Source organism: Azonexus hydrophilus DSM 23864, assembly GCF_000429605.1.
Lineage (GTDB): Bacteria > Pseudomonadota > Gammaproteobacteria > Burkholderiales > Rhodocyclaceae > Azonexus > Azonexus hydrophilus.
The window spans coordinates 40,772-55,787 of record NZ_AUCE01000013.1; the positions used below are offsets into that span (position 1 = coordinate 40,772).

Consider the following 15,016-nt stretch of genomic DNA (forward strand, 5'->3'; position numbering starts at 1 on the left):
GCGATGTCCATCGAAAAGGCGCAGAAAGCGCGGCGCAAATTTTTGCAATCGCTCGGCCTCACCGTCGGTATCGTTGGCGCCTCGCTACTCGGCTACATTCCGGTCAGCAGTGCCCGGGCGTCGTTGCTGCGTCCGCCCGGCGCACTCGACGAGGCCGATTTGCTGGCCTCGTGCATCAAGTGTGGGCAGTGCGTGCAGGTGTGTCCGGTCCAGGCAATCAAACTTGGCGACATCACCGACGGTTTCGGTCTCGGCGTTCCCTACATCGCCGCGCGTGACCAGGCCTGCGATTTTTCCTGCGATGCGGTCCAATGCATCCTGGCCTGCCCGACCGGTGCGTTGACTTACGAGAAGCCTGACTTTCTCGGTGTTCGTAACGGTGCCCCATTGGCCCATGCGCCCATCCTCAAGGCCAAGGCAAATGATCCGGAACCCAGTCTCAATCTCAAGGAACGCTTCGGTCTGGCCCGCCTGGCCAGACCGGAATCCTGTCTGGCGGTGCAGGGCAAGGGTTTCAAGGGGCAGGCACGCGGTCCCGGTTTCAAGGGCGAAATGCGCTACGTCGACGTCGATCGCTGGGCGCCGATCCCGGTGCGGGATCATCCTTACGAGCGCGAGATCTGCGATCTTTGTGTTACTGAATGTCCGATCGCCGATGCCATCTCGCTGCAGGCGACCGGCGACGGGCGTTTCATCCCGATGGTGCACGAACAATGCGTTGGCTGCGGCGTCTGCGAGATGATCTGCCCGGTCGAGACGGCGGCCATCGTCGTTGATGCGCAGGCCGTCTGGAAGGGAGGTGCGTGATGGGACGCCCACTTGATCTGATCAAGGGGATGCTCGGCGCAGCCCCGAAAAAGCCGGAGAAAGTCTCCGAAAAGGTGCAGAAGATCATGTTCCTCAAGTACGAGGACAAGGATCGCTACATCAAGGAAAAGCTGCACGCGCGCGCGCACCACGAGACCAGCCACAAATGGCGTAACCGCCGCTGGGCGGTGCTGATCGCCACCAACCTGCTGTTCGTCTTCAGCTTCTGGCTTGACATCCAGATTCTCGAAGGGGCGCTGACCGCGTCGCGTTTCGTCGGCTTCCACCTGATCGACCTGAACTCGGCGCTGCACGTGATGCTCGCCCACAAGCACATCATCGTGAACCTGTTCATCGGTACCTTCACGGTTTTCCTGCTGTGGGTGCTGCTCGGCGGGCGCAGTTTCTGTTCCTGGGTCTGCCCCTACCACCTGCTTGCCGAATGGACCGAGAAGCTGCATTTGTGGCTGGTCGAGCGCAAGATCGTCACCGACCATGAATTCCACCGCGGGACACGCACGGTATTCTGGCTGCTGTTCGCGCTGCTGTCGGTGGTGACCGGGTATACCATTTTCGAGACGCTGTCCCCGACCGGCATTTTGTCGCGGGCGCTGATCTATGGGCCGGGGCTGGCGCTGGGCTGGGTGTTCCTGCTGCTGCTGTTCGAAATCTTCTGGTCGCGCCGCGCCTGGTGCCGCTATGTCTGTCCGATCGGACTGACCTATGGTGCGGTCGGCGTAATCTCGCCGCTGCAGATCACCTACCACGTCGAACACTGTTTCCATGAAGGTGACTGCCGCAAGGTCTGCCTGGTGCCGCACGTCCTCGACGTCACGATCAAGGGCCGGGCCGCCGAGGAAACGCTCGGCCTAGGTCCGGACTGCACGCGCTGTGGTTATTGCGTCGATATCTGCCCGACCGGCGCGTTGCGTTACGAGGTCAAGGGGCTGTCGAAACTCTTGTGATTTTTGATCCAGATTCAAAGTGAACCGCCAGTGCCCAGCCTAGAATCCAAGCCATGATCCAGTTCAAGAAACTCAGCAAGTCCTTCCGCCGCGCCAGCGTTCTCAACGGTATCGATCTCGACATCGGCATCGGCGAGCGCGTTGCGCTGATCGGCTCGAACGGCGCCGGCAAGACCACGCTGATCCGCTGTCTGCTCGGCGAGTACGACCACCAGGGCGAGGTCCGCATCGACGGCCTCGATCCGCGCAGTAACCGTACTGCGGTGCTTGGCCGGATCGGTTTCGTGCCGCAGTTGCCGCCACCGTTGAAAATGCCGGTTGGCCAGCTGATCGATTTTTCGGCGGCCCTGTGCCATACCGATCCGGCGCGTATCCATGCGATCGGCAAGCGGCTAGGGCTTGACGTCGATGGGATTCTGTCCAGGCAGTTCGTGCGTCTTTCCGGTGGCATGAAGCAGAAGCTGCTGATCGCCATCGCGCTCGGCCGCGATGCCCGCCTGCTGATCATGGACGAACCGGCCGCCAATCTTGATCCGGAAGCGCGCAAAATTTTCTTCGACCTGCTGGCCGAGCGTCTGGAGGATGCGACGATGATCATTTCCAGCCACCGCCTCGACGAGGTTTCGTCGCTGGTCAACCGCGTCATCGAGATGGACATGGGCAAGGTCGTTATCGACGCCCAGGTCGCCGACGATGCAACGCTGACCGACAGGCTGCTCTGCCGCATCGTGCTGAAGCGCTTCGAGCCGGCCTTTGCCAAGGCGGTCGAGGGCTGGCAACTGGTTCCCGACGCCGGGCAACTGGTCTGGCAGGGGGGTATCGCGGGGCCGGACCGCCTGCGCTTCCTCGGCATCGTGTCGCGCTATACCGCGCTGGTCGCCGACCTGTCGCTGCGTGAGGGTTGATATGTGTGCGCCGTCAATTGACCGCGAACAGCGACGGAGCTTCATCCTCCGCTCAGCGGCCGGGGGGCTGTTGTTGAGCCCCCTTGCCGCACTGCTTGCCGCTTGTGGCAGGAAAGGCGGCTGGCCCGAAGGCATGGCCGAGATCAAGTGGGATCGTGATACCTGCGTGCGCTGCAATATGGTCATCTCCGACCGCCGTTTCGCGGCGCAGACTCGAGGCGGTCCGAAGGATACGGTATTCAAGTTCGACGATGTCGGCTGCCTGATCTTCTGGCTGAGGGAGCAGGCCGACAAGTATCCCTGGCTGGCCGATGCCGCCACCCGCCATTGGGTGGCCGACTACGACAGCAAGAGCCGTGAGGAGATGCGCTGGCTCGACCCGAAGCGCGCCTACTTCGTTTCACGGACTTCGCCGATGGGTTACAACTTTGCCGCCGTTGCTGCGCCGCTGGCGGGGGCCCTGGATTTCACCGATACCCGCCAGCATGTTCTGGCCAAGGGCAAATAACATGAATCAACTGTGGCTGACCGCCAAACTCGACATTGTCGAATCCCTGCGTGCGCGCTGGTTCCAGATCTACACCCTGGTTTTCGGGGGCATCGTCGCGCTGCTGTTCGTTTTCGGACTGACCGAGTCACGCGTACTCGGTTTCATCGGCCTGTCGCGTCTGCTGGTGACCTATATCCAGCTGACCATGGCGATCCTGCCGATCTTCGTTCTGATCACCACCGTCCGTTCGGTTGCCGGCGACCGCGAGGCCGGTGTCTTCGAATACCTGCTGTCGTTGCCGGTCGCCTTGCAGGCCTGGTTCTGGGGCAAGTTCCTCGGCCGTTACCTGGTTGTCTTCGCGCCGGTTTTCCTGGCGATGTTCGGTGCGGTCATCTGGGCGAGCATCGTGGACATCGAAGTGCCGTGGAACATGTTCGCCTACTACACCGGCCTGCTGGCGGCGATGGCGCTGTGCTTCCTCGGCATCGGCATGCTCATCTCGGCATTCGCCCGTACCACCGACATGGCGCAGGGTGCGGCCTTCATGATCTGGCTGGTGCTGTTGTTATTCCTCGATCTGATCCTGCTTGGCGTGATGATCCAGGGGCGGGTAGACCCTGAGCTTGCGGTCACGTTGGCACTGGTCAATCCGTTACAGGTGTTCCGCACCGCCGCGTTGGCGATGTTCGACCCGCAACTGATCGTGCTTGGTCCTTCGGCCTACGTTATCCTCGATCTGTTCGGTACCGATGGCTTCCGTCTGTTTGCCCTGGCTTATCCAGCGCTCCTCGGCCTCGGCTCGGCGGCACTGGGCTACTTCCTGTTCCGTCGGGGAGACCTGCTGTGAGAGTCTGCCAGCTGCTCTGCATACTGTTCGCCGTGCTCGGACTGGGCTTTTCGGCTGCCGCTGGCGCTACTGACAGTGCCCAGCTGTTTGCAGCGACGCTGACTGGCGTCGACGGCCAACCAGTCAATCTCGATAAATTCCGCGGCAAGCCGCTGATCGTCAATTTCTGGGCCCGCTGGTGCCCCCCTTGCCGCAAGGAAATCCCCGAACTGGTCAAGCTCCAGAGCGAGTTCGGCGGGCGCGGCCTGACCGTGCTCGGCATTGCCGTCGAGGAGGACCCGGCCGCCGTCAAGGAGTTTGCTACGGCCTACGACGTCAATTACCCGCTCGTTGTCGACAAGAAAAAGGCCATCTGGCTGATGCAGACGCTGGGCAACGGTAGCACCGGGCTGCCGTTCACACTGCTGCTCGACAGCCAAGGCAATATCGTCCAGCGCAAAATGGGGCTGTTCACCCGCCAGGATTTTGATGCCGCCATTCCGTTGCTACTGAAGTGATGGCTGGCGGAACGCCCGAATAGTCGGTCTCGGATCATGATCGAAAACTTCTTTCTGCCGCTGGTGTTGGCCTTCATCATGTTTTCGCTTGGCCTATCGCTGCGCGTGAGCGATTTTCGCAGCGCGCTCGCTAATTGGCGCGGTGTTGCTTTCGGTATGTTCGGCCAAGTCGTATTGGTGCCGTTGTCTGCTGTGCTGGTTGGGATCAGCCTTCAGCTTTCGGAAACCATGCTGCTCGGCCTGATGATCATCGCCGCCTGCCCTGGAGGCGTCAGTTCGGCCTTTTTGACTCATTTGGCGCGTGGAAATACTGCTTTGTCATTGGTTCTGACCGTCGGGAGCAGTCTGCTTGCGTTGCTTACGCTGCCTTTTGTCGTCAATGCGGTGCTCGGTTTACAGGGAGTCCCGGCTGGCGGTGTTCATGTGAGTGCGGGTGATCTGCCTTTGGGCAAGCTGTTCGCCGGCCTGTTGCTGGTGACAACGCTACCGATCATGCTTGGGATGGTGCTACGCCTCAAGCTCCAGTTGATCGGTGAGCGATCTGAACGTGTCGTCAGCCGGGTCGCTACTGGTTTCTTTGTGGGCATTGTCATGATTACCTTTATGGCCCACCGCGATACGATCATCAGCGGCTTGCCCGAGGTTGGCAGCGCGACTGTGCTGCTCAACGTTCTGACTATGCTCGGCGGTTTTTCGATTGCCTGGGCTGCCCAGTTGCAGCGTCGCGACAGCATTGCCATTGCGATGGAATGTGGCCTCCAGAATGCCGGCCTAGGCATCTTTGTCGCGCTTACGTTGTTTCAGCAACCAGCGCTTGCGGTACCCAGCGTTGTCTACGCGTTGACGATGAATTTTGGCGCTGTTGTTTTCCTCTACATCATGCGCAGCCGCCGGGAATTATGCAGGGTGCTGTCTTAGCTGGCCATTGAAATGCGTTCGACACTGAGCAAGATGCTGTGGAAAAGCCGATGATCAGCACCGTTCGCCGCCGTCTGCTGTTCGCCAGCGGTTTGCTATCGTTGTATCGCCCGCTGCGCGCTGCGGTACGTCAGGTTGTTGTGGTCGGTGGTGGCTGGGGTGGTCTGGCTGCCGCTGCGCAACTACGCCAACAGGCGCCAGATATCGGGGTCACGTTGGTCGACCGGCACGCTGCCTTTCATTCTTTCGCCCTCGGCAATCGCTGGCTGGTCGATCACGGCCAGGCACCGGCACCGATGCGGCGCGATTATGCCGCTGTCGCGGCAGCGCGCGGCTACCGCTTCGTTCAGGCGGAAGCCATCGGGATCGACCGCAGCGGGCAGCGCCTGATGACCTCGGCCGGTGCGTTGCCCTACGACTGGCTGGTGCTGTCGCCGGGCATCCGCGAGGATTATTCTGCCTGGCAGCTGAGCGATCCTGCTGCGGCCGATCTGCTGAAAAAGCGATTTTCCGGCGCTATGGTGCATGCGGGTGACTTGCCGGCGCTGAAAGCGCGCTTGCAGGCTTTTACTGGTGGCGATCTGCTGCTGAACATTCCACCATTGCCCTATCGTTGCCCACCGGCGCCTTACGAACGAGCACTGCTGCTTGCCTGGTGGCTGAAGACGCAGCGGATTCCCGGGCGCTTGATCATTGTCGATCCGAATCCGTTGATGCCGGTTTTTCGTCATGCACTGCTCGAACGTTTCCGCGACCAAGTGACCTATCTAGATCATGCGCGGGTGCGCAGTGTCGATCCCGAGCGGGGCACGCTGAGCACGGATATCGACGACATCCGTTTCGACATGGCGCTGCTCAGTCCGCCGCAACAGGCCGCCGGTCTGCTCTGGCCGGCCGGGCTGATCCGCGCCGACGGCAATACCGGCGCGCCCGATGGCTGGGCGGCACAGAACGCGCTTGACCTGCGCAGTCCTGGCGACGAACGGATTTTCATCATTGGCGATGCTGCCGGGGTAGTTTCGCCGTTGTTCGGTCATTATCCGAAGACTGGCCATGTCGCTAGCCGGATGGGGGCCATCGTCGCCGGGCAGATCGCTGGACAGCGCGCGCCGATGTTGCCGGAAGGCGTCTGTCACCTGCTGTCCGGGGTTGATCCGGATGCCGGGACGCGGATCGAAACGTCCTACCGCCTGCGCAGCGATGGTTTCTTGCTGCAGGAGGTCCGGCAGGTCAGCCGGCAGAACCCGGTGGGTGAAGATGTGGCCTGGGCCGCCGGCCAGTACGGGGGTTTTCTCTAACGCTCAGTGGCGCGCCCAGGTCGAGGTTCGGCCGTTGGGCATGACCAGCAGGGTTTCGTAGAATTCCCGGCGGATGCGCGGGGCCGCCGTTTCCATATCAAGCACGGTGCAGGCGGTCTGGCAAATCGGGCTGGAGTATTCGCGGCCCGGTGCGCCGAGCGGCAGCCCGGGAACGGCGAGACCTAGTGCTTTTGGCTTTTCGCTCAGCAATTCCTTGATCTGCTCGGCGTGCACATGACCTTCGATGAAATAGCCGGCAATGCTGGCGCTGGGCACGGCTTCGAGTTCCTTCGGTACCTTCAGCTTGCGTTTGACCGCGTCCATCTCGTCGGTCTGCGTGACCTGGACGGTGAAGCCGTGCTGGCGCAGGTGTTCCGCCCAGTCGATGCAGGCGAGGCAGACCTTGGGCATGTAGACTGCAATCGGTGGCAGTTCGGCTGCTCCGGCGTGGCTTGCGGCGAGGAGCAGCAGAGCGTGGGCGAGTTGCTTCAGCATGGCTTGCCTGCCTTGCAGCCCTTGAGCACCCACAGGGAGATAACGCCCGCTGCTTCGTCGGCCTTGACCTTGCGTGCCATCGACGTCGGGTCGCGGCCATTGTCGGTAGTCGCCAGCGGGTCGGCGCCGGCTTCGAGCAGCACGCGGGCGTGCGTCGCGCGGCTGGCATAGGCGGCCATGTGCAGCGGCGTGGCGCCTTCGCCGTCCCGGGCGTTGATGTTGGCGCCAGCGGCGATCAGCGCCCGCAGAGCGCTGATGTCAGGGTTCATGGCTGCCAGATGAATGGCTTGCGAGCCATGGGCGGTGCGCAGGTCGCGTGCACCAGGATCAGCCGCTAGGGCGCGGCGAACATCTTCGCCACTCCCCTGGCGAGCGACGTTGTGGATGGTCAGGTCAGCTGAAATTGCGGGAAGGATCTTCAGACAAGCCAATAGAAAAACAATCAGGAAGCGCATGATGGCCTCGCAAAAACGGGAACGATGCGATTATTGCCGTGCGCGCATCGATGATCTTTGATCCATACGATATTTATGATCAGTTTCAGCTTGGCAATATTGCATGTCAAACAGTCAGGCTTTAATCGCGTGGCAGGATGGTTGGCTGTGGGCCACGGTGAGGCTCAATTGATGGAGAAATATTCATGCCTACGAATGCTGTTGTACGCGCACGCATCGATTAATACATCAAATACATAGTGATGGCCGATGGTTCAGAGAGGCTGATTTTCCGTACTGGGCCAGAAAGACCAGGAAGAAGAACACCGTTCCCCCATAGAAGATGTTCCTGGCCATTGATTTGGTGAATACCCCGCTCATGAAATGACTCCTTGTTATTGAGGTGGAGCGATTCCCGTTTTAACGCGGTGTCGGAAACCATGATGCGTATCAAAGGGGGCGGGCACCTTCGGGCTAGTTCCAAATGACTACGCCGCCTACCGTTTTTTATCTCCCGTATACCGGCGAATGGCGAATGGGCTGCGGACGCCCAAGTTCTTAATCTTCACCCAACGGAAAAAACCGGAGGGAGAGACAAGAACATGACAAGCAGAAAAATGCAGCAATTGTCCGTACTGACCATGAGCACGCTGGCGTTCACCGTCTGCTTCATGGTTTGGATGATCTTTGCCGTGATCGGCATCCCGATCAAGGAACAACTGGGCCTCAACGAAACCCAGTTCGGCATCCTCGCGGCCATGCCGGTGTTGACCGGCTCGCTGATCCGCTTGCCGCTGGGCATGATGACCGACCGCTTTGGCGGTCGGCCGGTGTTCTTCGGCATCATGATGAGTACGGTACTGCCCATCTATCTGATCGGCCAGGCCACCGAATACTGGCAGTTGCTGGTCGCCGGCCTGTTCGTCGGCATCGCCGGCGGTTCCTTCTCGGTCGGCATCGCCTACTGCGCGCGCTGGTTCGAGAAGCAGAACCAGGGTTTCGCCATGGGCGTGTTCGGTGCCGGCAACGCCGGCGCAGCGCTGACCAAGCTGCTCGCCCCATCGATCGTCGTCGCCTACGGCTGGACCATGGTGCCGACGGTCTTCGCCGTGATGATGCTGGTCACGGCACTGGCCTTCTTCGTGTTCACCTACAGCGATCCGGCACACCGGGTCAGTTCGACGGTGACCGTCGCGCAACAGTTGCGCGCGCTGAAGGATCCGAACGTCTGGAAGATCTGCCAGTACTACTCGATCGTCTTCGGCGGCTATGTCGCGCTGGCGCTGTGGATGACCAAATACTACGTTCAGGAATACGGTTTCGACCTGACCAGCGCGGCCTTCCTGGCCGCCTGTTTCTCCCTGCCCGGCGGCGTGCTGCGCGCGCTCGGTGGCTGGTTTTCGGACAAGTTCGGCGCCCACAAGGTGACCTGGTGGGTGCTCTGGGTTTGCTGGATCTGCCTGTTCATCCTGTCCTACCCGCAGACCGAATTCACGGTGAAGACGGTTACTGGGCCGCAGACCTACGAAATCCATCTCAACGAATACGTGTTCACCGCGCTGCTGTTCGTCGTCGGTGTCGCCATGGCGGTCGGCAAGGCTTCGGTGTTCAAGTACATCTCCGACGACTACCCGAAGAACATCGGCGTCATCTCCGGCATCGTCGGCCTGGCCGGCGGCCTGGGCGGCTTCCTGCTGCCGATCATGTTCGGCGCCCTGGTTGACCTGACCGGTGTGCGCTCCTCCTGCTTCATGTTGCTGTACGGCGTCGTCTGGGTCTCGCTGATCTGGATGTACTGGACCGAGGTGCGTGATGCCGATTTGGTCCGTGGCCGCCCTGCGCGCGTCGGTGCCGACAACCTTGAATGATCAGAACGGGGAGTTTCAATGAACAAGCAAAAATCCGCCCGCCCGCAGCTCACCAGTTCGGTCGACATCGTCGACTGGCGGCCCGAGGACGAGAATTTCTGGCAGACCACCGGTCGCCGCATCGCCAACCGCAACCTGTGGATCTCGATTCCCAGCCTGCTCTGCGGCTTCGCCATCTGGTTGATGTGGGGGATCATCACCGTGCAGATGGCCAATGCCGGCTTTCCGTTCTCGCCGGACGAGCTATTCACCATTGCCGCCATTTCCGGGCTGTCCGGTGCCACCTTGCGCATTCCCGCGTCCTTCTTCATCCGTATCTGCGGTGGTCGCAACACCGTCTGGCTGACCACCGCGCTGTTGATGATTCCGGCCATCGGCACCGGTCTGGCGCTGCAGGACAAGAGCACGCCGCTGTGGGTCTTCCAGTTGATGGCGCTGCTGTCCGGGATCGGCGGCGGCAACTTCGCCTGCTCGATGTCCAACATCAGCACCTTTTTTCCCAAGCGTCAGCAGGGAACGGCGCTCGGGCTCAACGCCGGTCTCGGCAATTTCGGCGTGACCACCATGCAGTTGCTGATTCCGGCGGTGATGACCGTCGGCCTGTTCGGCGCGCTGGGCGGTGAGGCAATTCCGCTGGTCAAGGATTCGGCGACGCTGATCGGCAAGATCGCCGCCGGCACGCCGACCTGGATCCAGAACGCCGGTTTCGTCTGGCTGCTGTTGCTGGTACCGCTGGCCGTCGTCGGCTGGTTCGGCATGAACAACCTGCTCACCGTCTCACCGGCAATCGGCTCGACCGCCGCCGCGCTCGGCCGGGTCGTCGTCTTCTACGGCCTGGCGCTGGTTGTCTCCGGTCTCGGCCTCTACCTCTACCTGCCGGCACCGAGCGGCCTCGGCCTGCTCAACATGTGGGCGGTGGTGGTCCTAGTCATTGTCGCCACGTTGTTCGCCATGAAGGCGCTGGCCACCGGCGAGATGAAGGCCAACCTGGGCAAGCAGTTCGCCATTTTCGGCAACAAGCACACCTGGTCGATGACCGCCCTCTATGTCGTCACCTTTGGCTCCTTCATCGGCTTCTCGATGGCGCTGCCGTTGTCGATCACGGTCATCTTCGGCAACACCCATGTCTTCGATCCGGCGACCCAGGCCTGGGTTCATGCGCGCAACCCGAATGCACCGTCGGCGCTGATGTACGCCTGGATCGGTCCCTTCGTCGGCGCGCTGATCCGTCCGCTCGGTGGCTGGATTTCCGACAAGCTCGGCGGTTCCATCGTCACCCAGGTGATCTCGCTGGTGCTCGTCGTCGCCTCGGCCGCCACCGGCTACGTCATGCACCTGGCCTACCAGTCGGCGACGCCGGAAGACTACTTCTTCCTGTTCATGGGCCTGTTCATCGTCCTCTTCGCCGCCTCCGGCATCGGCAACGGCTCGACCTTCCGTACCGTCGGCTTCGTCTTCGACCAGGATCAGCGCGGGCCGGTGCTCGGCTGGACTTCGGCAGTCGGTGCCTACGGTTCCTTCATCGCGCCGGTGGTCATCGGTGGCCAGATCAAGGCCGGCACCCCGGAAAACGCGATGTACGGCTTTGCCATCTTCTACGCCATCTGCGTCGTCATCAACTGGTGGTTCTACCTGCGCAAGAACGCCTACATCCACAACCCCTGAGCCGTCTCATCACCATCACCGCATTCTGCAATCAACCCCGCGGCCTGGGGCAGGTCGCCAAACGAGGAGCACAACATGAGTCATTTTCTTGACCGCCTGAAATTTCTGAGCAAGGTCCAGAGCACCTTCGCCAAGGGCCACGGCGTCGTCACCAACGAAGATCGCCAGTGGGAGGATGCCTATCGCAACCGCTGGCGGCACGACAAGGTCGTCCGCTCGACCCACGGCGTCAATTGCACCGGCGGTTGCTCGTGGAAGATCTTCGTCAAGAACGGCCTGGTTGCCTTCGAAATGCAGCAGACCGATTACCCGCGCACCCGCGAGGACCTGCCCAACCACGAACCGCGCGGTTGCCAGCGCGGCGCCTCGTTCTCCTGGTACCTGTACTCGCCGCACCGGATCAAGCACCCGATGATCCGTGGTCGCCTGCTCGACCTGTACCGCGCCGAACGGGCCAAGGGCCTTGACCCGGTCGAAGCCTGGGAAGCCATCCAGAACGACCCGCAGAAACGCATCAAGTATGTCGGCGTGCGCGGCCTGGGCGGCTTTGTCCGCGCCGGCTGGGAGGAAATGAAGGAGATCATCGCCGCCGCCAACATCTACACCATCAAGAAATGGGGCCCGGACCGCATCTACGGGTTCTCGCCGATTCCGGCGATGTCGATGATTTCCTATGCCGCCGGCTCGCGCTATCTGTCGCTGATCGGTGGCGCCTGCGGTTCGTTCTACGACTGGTACTGCGATCTGCCGGCCGCCTCGCCGCAGACCTGGGGCGAGCAGACCGACGTGCCGGAAGCCGCCGACTGGTACAACTCGACCTACCTGATCATCACCGGCGCCAACCTGCCGATGACGCGCACGCCGGATGCCCACTTCGCCACCGAAGTCCGCTACAAGGGCGCCAAGATCGTCTCGATGGCGCCGGACTACGCCGAGTACGTGAAGTTCGCCGACCTGTGGATGCCGGTCCGCCAGGGCACCGACACGGCGGCTTTCCTGGCCATGGGCCATGTCGCGCTCAAGGAATACTTCATCGACCGCCAGGACGCCTATTTCCTGGAATACGCCCGCAAGTACACCGACATGCCGATGCAGGTGATGCTGCGCCGGCATGGCGAAAACTGGGTGTCCGACCGCAACCTGCGCGCCTCCGACTTCGTCGATAACCTGGGCGAAGCGAACAACCCCGAGTGGAAGACCGTGGTCTTCGACAGCAAGCACCAATCCTTCGTCGTTCCCAACGGTTCGATCGGTTTCCGCTGGGGCGAGGACGGCAAGTGGAACCTGCTCGAACAGGCGGCCGGTGGCGAGATCGAAGCCGAACTCAGCTGCATCGAGCGCCGTGACGGCGTGGTCAGTGTCGGCTTCCCGCATTTCGAAAATGGCGAATCGACGCTGATCCTGCGCCATGTCCCGGTCCGCATCGTCAAGCTGGCCAATGGCGAGGAAGCCCTGGTGACCAGCGTGTTCGACCTGCAGATCGCCCAGTACGGGATCGATCGCGGCCTGGGTGGCGGCAACGTCGCGCAATCCTACGACGATGCCGATGTCGCCTACACCCCGGCCTGGGCGGCCAAGGTGACCGGCGTCAAGGCCGCCGACATCGAACGTACCGGTCGCGAGTTTGCCGAGAACGCATCGAAGACTCGCGGCAAGTCGATGGTCATCATGGGCGCGGCGATCAACCACTGGTACCACAATGACATGACCTACCGGTCGATCATGAACCTGTTGCACATGTGCGGTTGCGTCGGCCAGACCGGCGGCGGCTGGGCGCATTACGTCGGCCAGGAAAAGCTGCGCCCGCAGGCCGGCTGGGCGCCGATCGCCTTCGCCACCGACTGGCAACGGCCGCCACGGCATCAGAACTCGACCTCGTACTGGTATTTCCACACCGACCAGTGGCGTTACGAAACGGTCGATGCCGACGCCTTGCTGTCGCCGGCCGGCAAGAACAAATACAAGGGTTACACGCTCGCCGACTACAACGTCGACGCGGTGCGCATGGGCTGGTTGCCGGGGGCGCCGCATTTCAACCGCAATCCGCTCGATCTCGTCGCTGAAGCCGAGAAGAAGGGTGCGACCGACGAGGCCGGCATCGCCAAACATGTGGTCGAAGAACTCAAGAGCGGCAAGCTCGATGTTGCCTTCGCCGACCCGGACAACCCGGTCAACTGGCCGCGCAACCTGTTCGTCTGGCGCGCCAACCTGATCGGCACCTCGGCCAAGGGCCATGAGTACTTCCTCAAGCACCTGCTCGGCGCCCAGAACGGCGTGATGCAGGAGGGCACTCACGGCGCCGCCTGCAGCCAGGTCAATTACCTGGAAGACGGCCCGGTCGGCAAGCTCGACCTGATGGTGGACATCAACTTCCGCCTCAATTCCACCGGTGCCTACTCCGACATCATCCTGCCGACGGCCACCTGGTACGAGAAGAACGACCTCAACACCACCGACATGCACCCCTTCATCCACCCGCTGGGCGAAGCCGTGACGCCGGGCTGGGAATCGAAGTCGGACTGGCAGATCTTCAAGGCGATTGCCGAGACCTTCTCCACACTCGCCGAAAAACATCTGGGCAAGAAGCGCGATCTGGTCGCGCTGCCGATGCAGCACGACTCGCCGATGGAGCTGGCGCAGCCCTTCGGCCAGGTCAAGAACTGGAAGCGCGGCGAGTGCGAGCCGATCCCGGGCAAGACCATGGCCGCGCTGCGCCTGGTCGAGCGCGACTACGGCCAGACCTACAACAAGTACATCGCGCTCGGCCCCTTGATGACCAAGCTCGGCAACAACGTCAAGGGCATCGACTGGAACACCGAGCAGGAATACAAGGAACTCGCCGTCCTCAACAAGACCGTCCAGGTCGATGGCGTGTCCAAGGGCATGCCGTCGCTGGAAGAGGACATCTACGTCTGCGACTCGGTGATGCGCATGGCGCCGGAAACCAATGGCGAGGTCGCGCACAAGTCGTGGTCGGCGCTGTCGAAGAAGACCGGCCTCGATCACCATCACCTGTACGCCGGCCGCCATGAGGACAAGATCACCTTCCGCGACATCGTCGCCCAGCCGCGCAAGATCATCACCGCGCCGACCTGGTCGGGGATCGAGTCGGAAACGGTGTCCTACACCGCCGGCTACACCAACATCCACGAGCACATCCCGTTCCGCACGCTGACCGGCCGCGCCCACTTCTACCAGGATCACGAGTGGTTCCTCGACTTCGGCGAAGGCTTCTGCGTGTTCAAGCCGCCGGTCGACCTGAAGGCCCATGAAACCGTCCCCGACAGTGTGCGCCGCAAGCCGCACCTGACGCTGTCGTGGATCACGCCGCACTCGAAGTGGGGCATCCACTCCAGCTACCAGGACAACCTGCGCATGCTGACGCTGTTCCGCGGCGGTCCCTACATCTGGATCGCCGAGGACGACGCCAGGCAGATCGGCCTGGCCGACAACGACTGGGTCGAGGCGATCAACGCCAACGGCGCGACGATGGCCCGGGCGGTGGTGTCGCAGCGCGTCCCGCGCGGCATGGCGCTGATGTACCACGCCCAGGAGAAGAACGTAAACGTGCCGGGTTCGCCGTCGTCCGGCAAACGCGGCGGCATCCTCAACTCGGTCACCCGCGTCGTCGTCAAGCCGACCAACATGGTCGGCGGCTACGCCCAGCTCGCCTATGGCTTCAACTACTACGGCACGGTCGGCTGCAACCGCGACGAGCAGGTGGTGCTGCACAAGGTCGAGGACCGCGATATCGACTGGCTGGAACGTCCGCTGACCCCGGAACGCGAAGCCCAGCGCAATCCGGTCGGTGTCGGCAGCAAGTAATC

The 15,016-nt window shown here is 62.0% G+C and carries 13 protein-coding genes and 1 pseudogene; 11 read left to right on the forward strand and 3 right to left on the reverse strand.

Going from position 1 to position 15,016, the window contains the following annotated elements; translation table 11 throughout:
* The first annotated feature begins 3 nt into the window (after positions 1–3).
* From G471_RS0107435 to G471_RS17000, 8 genes are all read left to right on the forward strand, one after another.
* Positions 4–807 (forward strand): 4Fe-4S dicluster domain-containing protein, encoded by an 804-nt coding sequence (locus G471_RS0107435; protein WP_245580528.1) that lies wholly within the window; start codon positions 4–6, stop codon positions 805–807.
* Positions 807–1,772, forward strand: a complete 966-nt coding sequence (locus G471_RS0107440; RefSeq protein WP_028994799.1) for a NapH/MauN family ferredoxin-type protein — start codon at positions 807–809, stop codon at positions 1,770–1,772. The genes G471_RS0107435 and G471_RS0107440 overlap by 1 nt, the downstream gene beginning before the upstream one ends.
* A 53-nt stretch (positions 1,773–1,825) precedes the next feature.
* The gene (locus G471_RS0107445; RefSeq protein ID WP_028994800.1) at positions 1,826–2,677 is read left to right on the forward strand and encodes an ABC transporter ATP-binding protein; all 852 of its coding nucleotides are present in this window, start codon (positions 1,826–1,828) and stop codon (positions 2,675–2,677) included.
* Between the two features lie 73 nt (positions 2,678–2,750).
* Positions 2,751–3,185, forward strand: a complete 435-nt coding sequence (locus G471_RS0107450; protein WP_245580529.1) for a nitrous oxide reductase accessory protein NosL — start codon at positions 2,751–2,753, stop codon at positions 3,183–3,185.
* Between the two features lies 1 nt (position 3,186).
* The gene (locus G471_RS0107455; protein ID WP_028994802.1) at positions 3,187–4,014 is read left to right on the forward strand and encodes an ABC transporter permease; all 828 of its coding nucleotides are present in this window, start codon (positions 3,187–3,189) and stop codon (positions 4,012–4,014) included.
* Positions 4,011–4,511 (forward strand): TlpA family protein disulfide reductase, encoded by a 501-nt coding sequence (locus G471_RS0107460; protein ID WP_245580530.1) that lies wholly within the window; start codon positions 4,011–4,013, stop codon positions 4,509–4,511. Before G471_RS0107455 ends, G471_RS0107460 begins: the two co-directional genes overlap by 4 nt.
* A gap of 36 nt (positions 4,512–4,547) precedes the next feature.
* The gene (locus tag G471_RS0107465; RefSeq protein ID WP_028994804.1) at positions 4,548–5,429 is read left to right on the forward strand and encodes a bile acid:sodium symporter family protein; all 882 of its coding nucleotides are present in this window, start codon (positions 4,548–4,550) and stop codon (positions 5,427–5,429) included.
* 50 nt (positions 5,430–5,479) lie between these two features.
* Complete coding sequence (locus G471_RS17000; protein WP_157272465.1) at positions 5,480–6,727, forward strand: FAD-dependent oxidoreductase; 1,248 nt, start codon at positions 5,480–5,482, stop codon at positions 6,725–6,727.
* A gap of 3 nt (positions 6,728–6,730) precedes the next feature.
* Here the strand turns inward: G471_RS17000 and G471_RS0107475 are convergent, their stop codons facing one another.
* The 3 genes and pseudogenes from G471_RS0107475 to G471_RS19600 form a co-directional block, all read right to left on the reverse strand.
* On the reverse strand, positions 6,731–7,222 hold the full coding sequence (locus G471_RS0107475) for a DUF411 domain-containing protein (RefSeq protein WP_028994805.1): 492 nt from the start codon (positions 7,220–7,222) through the stop codon (positions 6,731–6,733).
* Positions 7,216–7,677: an ankyrin repeat domain-containing protein gene (locus G471_RS0107480; protein WP_028994806.1), complete on the reverse strand. Its 462-nt coding sequence runs from the start codon at positions 7,675–7,677 to the stop codon at positions 7,216–7,218. Before G471_RS0107480 ends, G471_RS0107475 begins: the two co-directional genes overlap by 7 nt.
* A gap of 279 nt (positions 7,678–7,956) precedes the next feature.
* Positions 7,957–8,037, reverse strand: a pseudogene (locus G471_RS19600) (c-type cytochrome); the annotation flags it as partial.
* 221 nt (positions 8,038–8,258) lie between these two features.
* Here G471_RS19600 and G471_RS0107485 point away from each other — a divergent pair.
* The 3 genes from G471_RS0107485 (at position 8,259) to G471_RS0107495 (ending at position 15,014) form a co-directional block, all read left to right on the forward strand.
* Positions 8,259–9,524 (forward strand): MFS transporter, encoded by a 1,266-nt coding sequence (locus G471_RS0107485; protein WP_028994807.1) that lies wholly within the window; start codon positions 8,259–8,261, stop codon positions 9,522–9,524.
* 18 nt (positions 9,525–9,542) lie between these two features.
* Entirely contained in the window at positions 9,543–11,189 is a 1,647-nt protein-coding gene (locus G471_RS0107490; protein WP_051295349.1) for an MFS transporter, read from the forward strand.
* A gap of 75 nt (positions 11,190–11,264) precedes the next feature.
* On the forward strand, positions 11,265–15,014 hold the full coding sequence (locus tag G471_RS0107495; RefSeq protein WP_028994809.1) for a nitrate reductase subunit alpha: 3,750 nt from the start codon (positions 11,265–11,267) through the stop codon (positions 15,012–15,014).
* Positions 15,015–15,016: the final 2 nt, after the last annotated feature.

What these genes read in the sequence shown, in the direction of transcription:
- G471_RS0107435 (WP_245580528.1), top strand. Translation starts at nt 4, where the DNA reads ATGTCCATCGAAAAGGCGCAGAAAGCGCGGCGCAAATTTTTGCAATCG.
- G471_RS0107440 (WP_028994799.1), top strand. Translation starts at nt 807, where the DNA reads ATGGGACGCCCACTTGATCTGATCAAGGGGATGCTCGGCGCAGCCCCG.
- G471_RS0107445 (WP_028994800.1), top strand. Translation starts at nt 1,826, where the DNA reads ATGATCCAGTTCAAGAAACTCAGCAAGTCCTTCCGCCGCGCCAGCGTT.
- G471_RS0107455 (WP_028994802.1), top strand. Translation starts at nt 3,187, where the DNA reads ATGAATCAACTGTGGCTGACCGCCAAACTCGACATTGTCGAATCCCTG.
- G471_RS0107465 (WP_028994804.1), top strand. Translation starts at nt 4,548, where the DNA reads ATGATCGAAAACTTCTTTCTGCCGCTGGTGTTGGCCTTCATCATGTTT.
- G471_RS17000 (WP_157272465.1), top strand. Translation starts at nt 5,480, where the DNA reads ATGATCAGCACCGTTCGCCGCCGTCTGCTGTTCGCCAGCGGTTTGCTA.
- G471_RS0107475 (WP_028994805.1), bottom strand. Translation starts at nt 7,222, where the DNA reads ATGCTGAAGCAACTCGCCCACGCTCTGCTGCTCCTCGCCGCAAGCCAC.
- G471_RS0107480 (WP_028994806.1), bottom strand. Translation starts at nt 7,677, where the DNA reads ATGCGCTTCCTGATTGTTTTTCTATTGGCTTGTCTGAAGATCCTTCCC.
- G471_RS0107485 (WP_028994807.1), top strand. Translation starts at nt 8,259, where the DNA reads ATGACAAGCAGAAAAATGCAGCAATTGTCCGTACTGACCATGAGCACG.
- G471_RS0107490 (WP_051295349.1), top strand. Translation starts at nt 9,543, where the DNA reads ATGAACAAGCAAAAATCCGCCCGCCCGCAGCTCACCAGTTCGGTCGAC.
- G471_RS0107495 (WP_028994809.1), top strand. Translation starts at nt 11,265, where the DNA reads ATGAGTCATTTTCTTGACCGCCTGAAATTTCTGAGCAAGGTCCAGAGC.